Origin of the sequence: Parerythrobacter lutipelagi, from assembly GCF_005434975.1 — a bacterium.
In the GTDB taxonomy this organism is placed as follows: domain Bacteria; phylum Pseudomonadota; class Alphaproteobacteria; order Sphingomonadales; family Sphingomonadaceae; genus Parerythrobacter_A; species Parerythrobacter_A lutipelagi.
On the sequence record NZ_SKCJ01000001.1, the window covers coordinates 487,247 to 500,249 of the forward strand.

11 protein-coding genes and 1 other RNA gene are annotated in these 13,003 nt (G+C 59.6%); 4 read left to right on the top strand and 8 right to left on the bottom strand.

The window, feature by feature from the left end:
- Positions 1 to 17: 17 nt before the first annotated feature.
- Both E0502_RS02430 and E0502_RS02435 read right to left on the bottom strand, forming a co-directional pair.
- Entirely contained in the window at positions 18 to 455 is a 438-nt protein-coding gene (locus E0502_RS02430) for a VOC family protein (RefSeq protein ID WP_137676380.1), read from the bottom strand.
- A gap of 207 nt (positions 456 to 662) precedes the next feature.
- Entirely contained in the window at positions 663 to 1,571 is a 909-nt protein-coding gene (locus E0502_RS02435; RefSeq protein WP_240048824.1) for a TorF family putative porin, read from the bottom strand.
- 270 nt (positions 1,572 to 1,841) lie between these two features.
- On the opposite strand from E0502_RS02435, the gene E0502_RS02440 reads away from it, so the two are divergent.
- The 4 genes from E0502_RS02440 to E0502_RS02455 all read left to right on the top strand — a co-directional run bounded on the left by E0502_RS02440 (position 1,842) and on the right by E0502_RS02455 (position 7,896).
- Positions 1,842 to 2,651, top strand: coding sequence for a metallophosphoesterase family protein (locus tag E0502_RS02440; protein WP_137676381.1), 810 nt, complete (start codon positions 1,842 to 1,844; stop codon positions 2,649 to 2,651).
- Positions 2,648 to 3,958 (top strand): UDP-glucose dehydrogenase family protein, encoded by a 1,311-nt coding sequence (locus E0502_RS02445; protein ID WP_137676382.1) that lies wholly within the window; start codon positions 2,648 to 2,650, stop codon positions 3,956 to 3,958. The genes E0502_RS02440 and E0502_RS02445 overlap by 4 nt, the downstream gene beginning before the upstream one ends.
- 321 nt (positions 3,959 to 4,279) lie before the next feature.
- The gene (locus E0502_RS02450) at positions 4,280 to 6,019 is read left to right on the top strand and encodes a TIR domain-containing protein (protein ID WP_161593688.1); all 1,740 of its coding nucleotides are present in this window, start codon (positions 4,280 to 4,282) and stop codon (positions 6,017 to 6,019) included.
- Positions 6,020 to 6,105: 86 nt separating this feature from the next.
- Positions 6,106 to 7,896, top strand: coding sequence for a D-arabinono-1,4-lactone oxidase (locus E0502_RS02455; protein WP_137676384.1), 1,791 nt, complete (start codon positions 6,106 to 6,108; stop codon positions 7,894 to 7,896).
- On the opposite strand, the gene E0502_RS02460 is transcribed toward E0502_RS02455, so the two are convergent.
- From E0502_RS02460 to E0502_RS02485, 6 genes are all read right to left on the bottom strand, one after another.
- On the bottom strand, positions 7,858 to 8,640 hold the full coding sequence (locus tag E0502_RS02460; RefSeq protein WP_137676385.1) for a hypothetical protein: 783 nt from the start codon (positions 8,638 to 8,640) through the stop codon (positions 7,858 to 7,860). The genes E0502_RS02455 and E0502_RS02460 overlap by 39 nt on opposite strands.
- A 58-nt stretch (positions 8,641 to 8,698) precedes the next feature.
- Complete coding sequence (locus E0502_RS02465) at positions 8,699 to 10,225, bottom strand: pentapeptide repeat-containing protein (protein WP_137676386.1); 1,527 nt, start codon at positions 10,223 to 10,225, stop codon at positions 8,699 to 8,701.
- Between the two features lie 68 nt (positions 10,226 to 10,293).
- An RNA gene (rnpB, locus tag E0502_RS02470) (RNase P RNA component class A) lies at positions 10,294 to 10,719 on the bottom strand.
- A gap of 56 nt (positions 10,720 to 10,775) precedes the next feature.
- Positions 10,776 to 11,495, bottom strand: a complete 720-nt coding sequence (aqpZ, locus tag E0502_RS02475) for an aquaporin Z (RefSeq protein ID WP_137676387.1) — start codon at positions 11,493 to 11,495, stop codon at positions 10,776 to 10,778.
- Between the two features lie 99 nt (positions 11,496 to 11,594).
- Positions 11,595 to 12,302 (bottom strand): N-acetylmuramoyl-L-alanine amidase, encoded by a 708-nt coding sequence (locus E0502_RS02480; RefSeq protein ID WP_137676388.1) that lies wholly within the window; start codon positions 12,300 to 12,302, stop codon positions 11,595 to 11,597.
- Positions 12,302 to 12,961, bottom strand: a complete 660-nt coding sequence (locus tag E0502_RS02485; protein WP_137676389.1) for a histidine phosphotransferase family protein — start codon at positions 12,959 to 12,961, stop codon at positions 12,302 to 12,304. Before E0502_RS02485 ends, E0502_RS02480 begins: the two co-directional genes overlap by 1 nt.
- Between the last annotated feature and the right edge of the window lie 42 nt (positions 12,962 to 13,003).

Genomic DNA, 13,003 nt, shown 5'->3' on the forward strand with positions numbered 1-13,003 from the left:
CGCGAGCTGGCCGCATGTCACCAGCTCCCGCTATTCTCCATGCTTGCCCAGGGCTCCTGCGGCGGCAGGTTGCCTTCCTGTAGCAATTCCACGCTGATCCCGTCCGGTGAACGAACGAAAGCCATGTGACCATCGCGTGGCGGTCGGTTGATAGTCACACCGGCATCCATCAACCGCTGGCAGGTCTCGTATATGTCATCGACGCGATATGCGAGATGGCCGAAATTGCGCCCGCCGTGGTAAACCTCGGGAGCAGTGCCATCTTCGGGCGGCCAGTTGTGGGTAAGTTCGACTTCGGCCACGCCGTCCTGTCCAGGCGCTGCCATGAAAATCAGCGTGAACCGTCCAGCCTCGACATCGAAACGGCGAACTTCTTCCAAGCCGATCAGATTGAAAAACCTGACGGTGGCATCGGGATCACTTACGCGGATCATCGTGTGAAGATATTTGACCATCTATGGCTCGCCTTATCTGGTTCGGTTTATTTCCAATGTCCAAGGCTCCATCGACACGATCCCGGGCAATAGCAAGCCGCGCCAGGCAATCGGGCGCGTCATTAAGGGCGGTGCCTGACTTCCGTCCGAAGTTGTGCGTCCAAAATAAGAGGAGCCCACACCATTGCCGGTGCGGGCTCCAAATTCTTCCTGCAAAAATGCGGCAGCCTACATGCTGTAGCCAATGGTGAAGAAGAAACCTGCGTCCGTGAAATCCTCGATCGACGGCCCTTGCGTATCGACGTAATTGACGCCGAGGCTCAGGCTGTCGGTAACTGCGTAGGACGCACCCAGGCCCCAATCGAAGCTGTCGCCGCCGAAGTCGGTCGCGAAGATACCATCGGTGTAACCCAGATGTGCCGTGAGAGAGACCGGAGTTTCGGGAATGCCGACTTCAAAGTCCGTGTAAACGTAAAAGTTATCCTGGCCGCCAAGAGAGTCCTGCTCCCAGGCGTATGCTACGCCGAGGGTCGCGCCGACCGGACCGATCGTATAGCCGATCGAGGCGTAAGGTTCGAAATAGTCGGTATCCGCGCCCGGGACATCGCCCGTGGGATAAATGTAGTAGAGTAGACCGACATCAAAGGTGACACCGTCCGCGACATCGCCGCTCCACCCGGCATATATGTCCAGCTCAAGTTCGCCGAATGCGGAACCGCCGGAGATAGATGAAGCCCAGGTTCCAACGTAAACGCCGCTCGAATGACCGAGGTCGATACCGCCCTGAAGCGCGATGTCGCCATCGGAGAACGAAACACCGCGAAAGCGGTAGTCGCTGACCAAAGCGACATTGCCAGAGAGGTCAAAGCCGCTGTCGGCACCAAGAGCACTCTGCTCTTCCATGTCGGACGGCATCGTAACTCGTGATGCTTCTGCGACTTCCATCTCTTGCGACAAAGCAATGGCTTCGAGCGCGTCGATCTGGACCTCATCGAGAACGATCTGATCGGCATCGATGATTGCGGCATCGTCAGCATTGGGCGCTTCAAGTGTTTCGGATGCAATTGCCGGCGTAGCAAAAACGGCAGTACCGGCGAGAAATGTTGCGGCGCGAAGGCCGCGGATGGACGTGAGCATAACCAAACTTCCTTTGTTTGTGGTGTCGCTTCGTCCCACCTGCAATCCACAGGTCGCATTCATTCAGTGTGCGATCTCTTGCGGATATGAAAGGAAGCTGCCGGAACATGCTGCGGCGCACAAGACAAATTTCCGGAAGAACTTGTATCGACGCGCCAAGTGTGGATTTGCAGCACCAGACTCGGCATCCTGCATTCTGCCCTAGGTCGTTGCTCTAAGTGGCAGGCTGACCTATGCGCGCCGTGATCGATATGCAATTTGACCCACTGAATGTTTGAACCCTTTCGCCAGATGCTCGCTCGCAAGAGTTCCAGAAACCGCCCGCGTTTGCCGGACGGCCAACGGGTCTATGTGATCGGTGACATTCATGGCCGCCTCGACTTGTTCGAACAGCTGATCGAAGCGATCGAAATCGACGACGCCGAATTGCCGGACGCAGAAACTACCGTGATCCTGCTCGGAGATTTGATAGATCGGGGGCCGGACAGTGCCGGCGTGGTCAAGCGTGCGCGCAAATGGCAGAAGAAACGTAACGTTCGCATCCTGGCTGGCAACCACGAGGAAATGTTCCTCGAGTCATTCGACAAAACCGATACCCTGCGTCACTTTCTCCGGCACGGAGGACGCGAAACCGTCCTGAGCTACGGGGTCTCACGCAAGGAATTCAACAAGGCCTCGATCAAAGAACTGCAGAAGCTGATGCAGGTTCTCGTGCCAGAGAAAGACATCCGCTTCATCGCCGGCTTCGAGGACATGATTGCAATTGGCGATTACCTTTTCGTTCATGCGGGGATCGACCCTGAACGATCACTCGAAGAGCAGAAGCCACGCGACATGCGCTGGATCCGCGAGCCGTTTCTGCGGCACCGTGCGCAGCATTCACACATAGTCGTCCACGGACACACGATCTTCGAAGAAATAGACGAGCGGAAGAACCGGATTGGAATCGATACCGGCGCTTACCGGTTCGGCAAGCTTACCGCGCTGGTCCTGGAGGGCGAGGAACGACGGTACATTCAGGCAGTCGAGAAAAAGAAAAGCGGCAAGCTGGTGATCAAGCACAAGGAAAGCGACAGATGAAGATTGCAATGGTCGGATCCGGTTATGTTGGCCTCGTTTCAGGCGCGTGCTTCGCCGATTTCGGGCATGACGTCGTTTGCATCGACAAGGATCAGTCGAAAATCGATGCTCTGCACGATGGGATCATGCCGATCTATGAACCAGGGCTCGACGCTCTGGTCGAAACCAATGTGGCATCCGGTCGCCTGAGCTTCACCACAAATCTGGCTGAAGGGATCAAAGGCGCTTCGGCGATCTTTATCGCCGTCGGCACGCCCAGCCGCCGCGGCGACGGACACGCCGACCTCTCATTCGTCCATGCTGTCGCCAGGGAAGTGGGCGAGACGCTGTCAAATGATGCGGTAATCGTGACCAAATCGACCGTGCCGGTCGGGACCGGTGACGAAGTCGAACGGATCCTTCAGAGCAGCGGCACGCCGCACAAATTTTCAGTGGTTTCCAACCCTGAGTTTCTTCGCGAAGGCGCGGCCATTGGCGATTTCAAACGACCGGACCGGATCGTAATCGGAGCGGAAGATGATTTCGGGCGCGACGTGATGCGTGCCGTATATCGCCCATTGTTCCTCAATGAATCACCGCTGCTGATTACCAGCCGCCGGTCGAGCGAGCTGATCAAATATGCCGCCAACGCATTTCTCGCGACCAAGATCACTTTTATCAACGAGATGGCCGATCTGTGCGAGAAAGTCGGCGCCAACGTGCAGGACGTAAGCCGGGGCATCGGGATGGACAATCGCATCGGCTCGAAATTCCTCCACGCAGGCCCTGGCTATGGCGGCAGCTGCTTTCCCAAAGATACTCTGGCACTGCTCAAGACGGCAGAGGATTACGACAGTCCGATCCGTATCGTTGAAGCGGTGGTCAAGACCAACGAGAGCCGCAAGCGCGCAATGGGCCGCAAGGTGATCGAAGCCCTGGGTGGGTCCGATGCGGCGCGCGGCAAGAAGGTCGCGCTGCTCGGTCTGACCTTCAAACCCAACACTGATGACATGCGTGACAGCCCGGCTATCGCAATTGCGCAAACGCTGACCGATGGAGGTGTGTCGGTTTCAGCCTACGATCCCGAGGGAATGGAACTGGCGCGTCCAATCATGCCGGAAGTCACCATGTGCCAAGATCCTTATTCAGCCATCGAAGGTGCGGATGCGATTGCCATCGTCACCGAATGGGATGCGTTTCGCGCGCTTGACCTTGCGCGGGTCAAGGAATTGGCGAAATCGCCGGTACTGGTCGATCTCAGGAATATTTACCAACCGGACGATGTGCGTTCTTTCGGCTTCACCTACCACAGCATCGGCCGCGCTTGATTCGCGCAGACTGTTTGGCGATTCGTTCATCTGCCGGGCATTTTTGCTGAATATATTCCTTAAACTCACACTTATCGCGATTAAAATGAGGAAGAATTGCGGGGGAGCGCGGCACTTCTCCCGAAATTCAATTTTCAATGAGCCTGCGCGAAGCTAGCACCGCGTGCGCGTGTAGGAAAATACCCCACCTGCGGCGGGGCAAGCCACAGTCCGGCGCAGCGCGGGCAGACCGCCCGAACAGAGTCAAAAAAGCCCTAACCCAATCGACTTTCTATGTATTTGGACGTAGAGAGGGGACAGGGTTGTTCACGGAGAGGGCACGTGGCGGACATTTTTCTGTCCTACAACCGGCAAGATCAGGCAGTTGCGCGCCTATATGCCGAAGCGTTCGAGAGGGCCGGACTCACCGTTTGGTGGGACGTCACCCTGCGCTCTGGCGAAACATACGATACAGTAACGGAAGAAGCACTGCGCACCGCCGCAGCCGTGGTCGTCCTGTGGTCGCCGCGATCGGTCGTATCGCGCTGGGTTCGCGCCGAAGCCACCATCGCGGACAGGCTAAAGACATTCATCCCGGTCACCATCGAGCCGTGCGAGCGGCCGATCATGTTCGAGCTGACTCAGACTGCCGAGATGTCCCACTGGCAAGGCGACGAGCGGGACGATGCCTGGAAGGCGCTGGTCGACGATGTCCGCCGCCATATTGCCAACCGTACGGCGCCGGAAAATCAGGCCGCAACCGGGATCGATCCGGCCACGCCTTCGGCCAAACCCGACGAATTGACTGCAATCGCTGTCTCGAAGCCGAACAAGAAGCTCAGAGGCTCACGCCCGACGCTTGCGGTCATTCCGTTCACCAACCGCTCGAATGAACCCGACGACGAAGATTTCGCCGATGCGGTGGTCGAGGATATCACTTCGTCGCTGTCGCAGGGGCGCGGTCTTCGGGTTCTCGCACATAGCGTGATGGAGCAATATCGCGGGAAGACAATCGACGTCCGGAAGATCGGCCATGATCACGGTGCCGATTATGTGCTGGAGGGCAATTTGCGCCGGCTCGGCAGGAAAGTGCGGATCGCGGCGCAGCTGGTCGACGGACACACCGGGGCAATTCTGTGGACTGAGAAATTCGATCGCCCGACCGATGAATTGTTCGATCTGCTGGATGAGCTGGTCGACGATGTCATCGCGCATTTGCATGTCGAAATTCAGCGGATCGAGCTGACCCGCGCACAGCGCAAACCCAAGGCCGAGAACGCCAGCGACGCGCTGAAACGCTGTTGGGCAGAGATCCCGCGAATGTCGATCCCCAGCCTGGAGAAGGCGGTCGGACACGCGCGCCGCGCGGTCGAGTTCGACCCCGATAGCGCGCTGGTGCGTTCGACCCTCGGCCTCGTGCTTGGCTTGCTCTATCAGCGCGATGGCAGCCGCAGGCCGGAACTGCTCGAGGAAGCACTGGAACACTGCGATCGCGCCCTGCACCTCGGCGGCCGCGTGTGGCAGGTGCTGTTCCAGGTTTCGATCGTCAAATACTACGCCCAGGATTGGGACGAGTCGCTCCAGCTTTCCGAACGCGCGGTCGAACTCAACCCCAAGTCCGCCGATGCGCTGCAAGCGCTGGCAGGGGCTTACACCCGGATCGAGCGCTACGAAGAGGCCCTCGAAATCCTCGACCGGGCAGACCAGCTTGCGCCTCACGGCTACAATTTCACAATCTCACTGATCAATCGCTGCTGGGCGCTCTACGGGCTCGACCGGATCGACGAGGGGGTCGAAACGGCGACCGAAATCCTCAAGATCATGCCGTCGGATCACACCGGTCTGATGCTGCGGCCCTTGTTTCACGCCGAGCGCGGCGATTGGGACCTGGCCTGCAAAGACATCGCCGAACTGCGGCGGGCCTACCCGGACGAGCCGCTCGACCTGTTTCTCGGCACAATCCGCACTTCGCGTCAGACCGATGCCAAGCGCGAGCGCAATGCCGAACTCTTCGAACAGGCATGGAAAATGCATGAAGAAAGGGAAAAGAGCAAAGTGGCTCTAAGTCACGCCGGGAAATAGCGTAAATTTCGGGTTCGAAGGCAGCGCGAGATTGCTTCGAACCGGGTCGGATTATTGGCAAGTTAGAAAAGCTGAGGAGTCACTGCATGCCCAATCCGCCCATCCCAAAGGCACCCGACGGCTATTATCACCCCGAAACCGAGCTCGATGTCATCGCGCTGGTACAGTATGCGGCGGCAAACGGGCTGACTGTGCGTGTACGCGGCGCGACCCACTCTGTTGCATGGTCGATCTACACCGATCCGGTGGATCAGCTTCCGCTGAACCAGACGCTCGTGGTGAAGCCGCCGGCCGGCAATAATATCAATATCGTGTTCGACAAGATGATGGCGGTGGAGTGGCTCAACGACACCGGTCTAGTTGAAGTCGAAGCTGGCTGCCATCTCGGCAAGAACCCGTACGATCCGTTCAACGCTTCGACGCTAGAAAACAGTTTCCTTTACCAGGCGTTTCTCGAAGGCTGGGGCGTGGACATCGTCGGCGGCATCACGCACCAGACGGTCAGCGGGTTTACCGGCACAGGATCGGCCGGCGGATCGATCATGTACGGCTACAACAACATCACGGCATTCCGGGTGGTGGACGGGGCCGGCAATGCCAGCTGGATAGAGCGGGACACCGACCCTGAATTCGACGCCATGCTGACATCGCTCGGCCTGCTTGGCGTAATCACCAAGATGCGCTTCCAACTGATCCCGATGTACAACATCAGGGGAACGCAGGTTACTTCGACGACCGAGTTCGAAGAAACCGATCCAAAGTACATCCAGTGTCCGATCGACCTGTTCGGGCCGGGACGTGACGGACGCCCATCGATGCAGCAATTCCTGACCGATCAACCTTACAGCCGCATGACATGGTGGCCGCAAAAAGGGGTCGAGCGGGTCCAGATCTGGCGGGCAGAACGGGTCGAGCGAAGCGATCAGGATCTTGTGCCGTACGAAGAGTTCACGCAGGATTTCGTCGGCCAGACAGAGGCCTTCTTCGCCGCGGTCATTTTCGTGCTGGCGGGCAACACCAGCCTGCCAATCATCTTCTCGCTGCTGAAGCAGAAGGCAAACCGTTACATTGAAAACGTCAAGACGCTGGGAGGAAAAGGCGCGCCGAATAAGCCGGGCCGTGCCTTGGGGGCCGTTGCGGTCAGCGGTATCGGGATCCTGATTGCTTCCGTGGTCGGAGCGATCCCCGGTCTAATCCACAAGCTGTATCCCACCCTGCTGCCGCTGTTCGATGCAAAGACCAAAAAAACCATACTGAAAGGCACCAACAAAAAGGACAATGTGCTGCATTTCCATGATTGGTACTGGCGCAGCCTGTGCATGGACAACACCGCCGATGACGTGCTGCTGTGTACCGAGTTCTGCGAGATCTGGGTTCCGATCCAGTATTCCGAGCAGGCGATGAATGTGATGCAGAACATGTTCACGACGAAGGGGGCTGAGGCGATTGGCTGGTATGCGCAGGAAGTATACGCAGCCCAGGCCAGCACTGCATGGCTCAATCCGAGCTACAGCGACGGCACCGACGAATACAAGGGCGGGGTCATCCGGTTCGATGTCTATTGGTACCGCGACAACCCGGGCTATCCCAACGGCGAAGGCGAGTTTTTCCAGCAGTATTGGGATACGCTGCGCGCTGCCGGCATTCCCTTCCGGCATCATTGGGGGAAATATATCCCGGCCTACGATCTCGACGGTTGGGCCCAATATTATCGCGAAAATCTGCCGAAATTTGACGACTTCATGGCCTTGCGCCAGCAGCGCGATCCGAAGAACGTGTTCTTCACCTGCTATTGGCAATCGCGCCTGTTGGGACCTGCGGCGATGGCGAAGAATTGCTTAGCCGAACCAGCGGCGGCGATTGGGCGGGACTCGTAGCCGGGTCAGCGCGGCTCCGATGACGAGCGCCGCAGAAAGACCGCAGGCAGCGGCGATTGCCGTCGATTCCTGCCCGCCGCGAAAATAGATCGCCAACAGTGCCCAGCAGAACACCAGCGCGTACCAGGGATTGCCTTTGCTTCGGGCCACAGCGACCGAAGCGATCGCCCCGGCGACAAGCACGATCAGAGCTCCGACCAGCGGGAATTCGAACCCGCCGGCAACCCCGTAATAAACCAGCGTCGCAGATATGTTCACAACGGTTGCTGCGGTCAGCCAAGCCGCCAAGGCGCTGAATGTAAGAGCCACAATGACGCGTTCCGCCACTGTGAAATCGCGCGGAAACGCCACGAGCACTCGCATGATCACGAGCAAGGCGACGAGCGAAGTCGCGATGATGATCGCCGAGATCGCCGTGAGATTGGCAAACTGGGTGTAAGTCGCCCAAGCGCCTTGCGCGGCCAATGTCAGCGCCGACCACCATCCGATCCGGTCGATCAGGGCATTGTCTTTCTGCGCCGGTAACGCCTGCCAGATGGCAAACGCCGCGGAACCGAAGAACAGCGGCCCCCAGATGGCAAAAGCCCAGCCCGACGGGGTGATGATCGTCCGCACGCTGTCGGACCGATCGCCGATCGGCTCACCCAATCCGAGTGCAGGCAGGAAAGTCGCGCCGATCTGCCACACAACCGCGAGGATGATGACAAGACGCTGGAGGTTGGAGCGGTGAACAAGCTGTGTCATATTCTAGAAAGCGCCGAAAACGCGTCCCGTTCCGGTGAAATGATGGAATTGCCGGCGATCAGTCAAGCCGCCGCCCGTCGATGAAGCTCGCCCTGGCGCCGCAGCTGATGAAATCCCACGCCTTTTCAGGTGTGTCGCCAAGATTGCCCGAATATCGCAGCAGCAGCCGATCACCCCAGACGCGGAACAGCGGTACGCGGGTGCCGTCTTCGAGTGTGCCGGAATGCCACCCGTTGGCGGGATCGAATGTCGCATCATAGACCCCCATGCTGCAGATATGCGCATTGGCCCCGAGCGCGTCGCCTTCCGCCGAAACACTGCCATCCTCCATGCCGGTCAGCGTGATCGACTGCGAGGCGGCATCCTTCAGCACCGGCAGGATGCGGCGGTATAGCGGCGTGTCGCGCAGCTCATCTGCCAGCGGAAGCGTTTCGTTGTAGTAAGTAACGCTCTGATCCGGAGCGAGGATCAGCCGGTCGCCCCGCGCCGCGAACAGTGTGTCCATGCGGCGGTCGTAGGATGCGGCGAGGCATTCTTCATCGGCGCAGCGACCGCGGGATTGGATCCACTGGCGCTGGCTCTGCGTGGTGACCTTTCCGGCCCCGCGCAGCTCGTCATAGAGCGCCGCCATGTCGCGATCTTTTATGCGCAGGTGGGAATTGTATTCGCCGCAGATCGTGCGTTCGGCATAGTTGCCCGCCTTGGTGCAATCGAACGACGGGACATCGCGTTTCGCGCTGCGCGAGGCGACCACCAGCGCCCGGAATTCCTGCGGCGAAACCGTGGCAGTCGGTGGCCGCTCGTCGCCTTCCACCTGCCACCAGTTCTGCGATTGCAGAATAATCGGACCGACGAGACTGGCAGCCGCGAGATTAGGGATGCTGCGCGGCGAGATGCGCGTTTCGTCGAGGCGGGCGCGGTCAAAATTTCCTTCAATCCAGATGCCCAGCGTGCTCAGGTCGGCCCGTGCAAGTTCGGCTTCACCGAACTGCGCGGTGTAGCTGTCGAAACACCAGGCATAGACCTCGATACCGCAGGAAAAGCCGGCTTCCGTCAAATCGGCGCGGGTGAAGTTGGTGTTGCTCAGATTGAGGCTGCCGAAAGCACCGACAAAGCGCGATCTTGCAAGCTTTGCCCCGGTGAAGTCAGCCTCTTTCAGGCTCATTCCGACAATTCTGGCATCTTCCAGCGTTGCCCCGTTGAAGTTGGCACCGTCCGCGCTCGCGCTGGTGAAATCGGTCCCGCTAAAATCCGCACCGCGCCAGTCGGTCTTGTCGAGCTTGGTCTGGAAGAAGCACCCGCCGCGCACCAGCGGCGCGATCGCGCGCATATCCTCGCCCGAGAAATCGCCGCGATAAACGATGACCTCTTGTGCGCCCTGCTTTTCGATCAATAGGCGGAGGATGTCAGCGCCGGTCTGGCCCTCGGCATTGACAACCGCCGCATCGCGCTCCTCGGCGCTTGCATAGGCGCAGCCCTGCCGAGCCATCTGCGCTTCTGCCGGATCGAGTTCGAGCTTTGCCTCGACCTGGTTGGACGTAGCGAAGCTGAACCAGAATGCGGCTGTGACGAGTTCGTGGATCATGCCCTCTCCTGCAATCTCACCTGCTTTCGCGCCAGACCATGTTCAGGGCATGAACGGCGTCAATGGTGAATGCCAGGGGGCCTGTAAGCCGGGTTCTGTCTCGCAGGCGGTATGCCGAAGCACCGGCCCCGCGAGGGCAGCCATTCGTCTAGGCGAGGGATTGCTCCCTGCGCTCAAGCAGCCAACCCGGGTCTCTCGCGGCGAAACGCCACTACCCGCTTGCGCAGGCGCGAGACCCCTATGCGGCCTTGCTCCGGGTGGGGTTTGCCATGCGGACCGCGTTGCCGAAGCCCCGGTGCGCTCTTACCGCACCCTTTCACCCTTGCCTGTGAGGTTGCCCTCCATCGGCGGTATACTCTCTGTGGCACTTTCCCTCGGTTTCGGAGTTGCGGTTTCCCTTGGCCCCTCACCGGGCGGGCGTTACCCGCCACCCTTGTTTCGTGGAGCCCGGACTTTCCTCGTATCCGAAGACACGCGGCTGCCCGGCCCCCTGGCGCGCTCTATCTAGTGCGGGTGCCGCCGTTTGGGAAGCGGCACCCGGTAACTCGCGTCAATCTCTATCGCCCCCGATATTCTCGAGACTTTCATCGGGCGAGAGAAGGTAACGCCAGATCAGCGCGCCGAGGATGGCCCCGGCCAGCGGTGCGATCCAGAACAGCCACAGCTGACCGACGGCATCGGTCTGCGCATAGAATGCGACTACCGTCGAACGTGCCGGATTGACCGAGGTGTTAGTGACGGGAATCGAAATGAGGTGGATCAACGTCAAAGCAAGACCGATCGAAATCGGGGCGAAACCGCCCGGCACTTTCGAAGAGGTCGAGCCGAGAATCACCACGAGGAACCCGGCTGTGAGAATGATCTCGATCATCAGGGCCGATTGCATCGAATAGCCACCCGGCGAGAGTTCGCCGAACCCGTTCGAGGCGAAGCCGCCCGCAGTCCAGCCGTCCATGCCGCTTGCGATAACGAACAGGCAACCTGCCGCGATAAACCCGCCGAACACCTGTGCACCCCAATAGGGCGCCAGCTCTTTCCAGTCGAACCGGTTGGCCAGCGCGAGGCCGAGCGAAACCGCCGGGTTGAAATGGCCGCCAGAAATTCCGCCCACGGCATAGGCCATGGTGAGAACGGTCAGGCCGAAGGCGAGCGAGACGCCCGCAAAGCCGATCCCCAGCTCGGGAAAGGCCGCAGCCAGCACGGCCGAACCGCAACCGCCGAATACCAGCCAGAAGGTGCCGAACGCTTCGGCAGACAATTTGCGCATCATAGAGGATCTCCCCAGTCCATTGCGAATGCCAAATGGTGGCGCAATCGGGCGCAAGCTCCAAACCAACAATTGTAAATTTTCGCTTTCGCGGCGCGAGGATTACCGCGCGGCGCCCCGGTCACGGTCGAGCAACAGCTGGAACAGGATCGCGCGAATCTGGCCGTCGATCTCGCCGTTTATCTTTTCCGGACGCCAGCGGCGCTGGAACGCTTCGACTGCCTTGTGGCCGTCGGTGATGTCGTAACCGAAGCGTTCGAGCGCGAGGTAGAACGACGCATCATTGTCGAACGGGTCGCCTTGCTCCAGCTTCTCCGGCGTGGGCAGGCACAGCCCGTATTCCGCCAGACGGTCCCACGGAAACAATTCGCCCGGATCAATCTTGCGCGCAGGCGCGACATCCGAGTGCGCAACCACATTGGCGCGCGGGATGTCATGCTCCTTCACGATGCGGTGGAGCAACGGAACCAGCGCATCGATCTGCGCTTCGGAAAATTCGCGGTAGCCGAGCTCATGACCGGGATGATCGAGCTCGATACCGATGCTGGCGGAATTCACATCCTTGTGGCCGCGCCAATAGGATAATCCGGCATGCCAAGCGCGCTTTTCCTCCGCGACCAGCCGGACAACCTCGCCCTCTTCAGTGATGAGATAATGCGCGCTGACCGAAGCTTCCGGATCGCACAGCCGTTCGAGCGCAGTCTCGACCGGTTTCATTTCAGTATAGTGCAGCACCACCATGCTGACCGGCAGGCTGCGCTCATTGAAATTGGGCGAAAGCTGCTCGCGGTGGACCAGCTCGTCCTTCATCAGCCAATCAGCCCTTCAGGCTGCGGGAGCACCGCGCCGAGCACCAGCGTATCGTCGTTGACCTTGTATTGCAGGCCGCCGCCGGCCTGTTCCGCCAACAGGTACAACATATGTGCGGGCGCTGTCCGGCCGGTCAGCTCGCCCGCCGCCAGTTCGCCTTGCAGGACGCGCCCGATATCCTCGTCGAAAGCCAGCCTGGAGCCGGAGGCGCGGACGACGATCTCGCTCGCGCCATCGCGCATTTCGGCACCGATATCGAGCGTCCCGCCGCGGATCAGCGCATCGATCGCGATGTGCGCCAGGTTGAGCAGCACCTTGACCGCGTCTTTGGGCAATTTGCCTTCGGCCAAAGCCCAATTGACAGTGATCCGCTTGTTCTCGCCGATAAGCGCGCTGATCGCGGCCTTGGGCTCGTCAACCTCGACCATTTCGCCGTAACCGCCTGCCGCACCGAATGCGAGGCGGAAGAATTTGAGCTTGTCCGCGCTCGCCCGGGCGCTTTGTTCAAGCAATTCCATGCATTTGGCGCGCATTTCCGGGTCACGCTCGTCGGCCAGCAACTCTAGACCGTTGTTCAGCGCGCCAATCGGCGACAGCATGTCGTGGCACAGGCGCGAACAAAGCAGTGCGGCAAGATCGACGGAGGAATTGTCGGACATAAGAAGTGGTTCGCGCCTGTTGCCTGATTTCGAATATCTCCT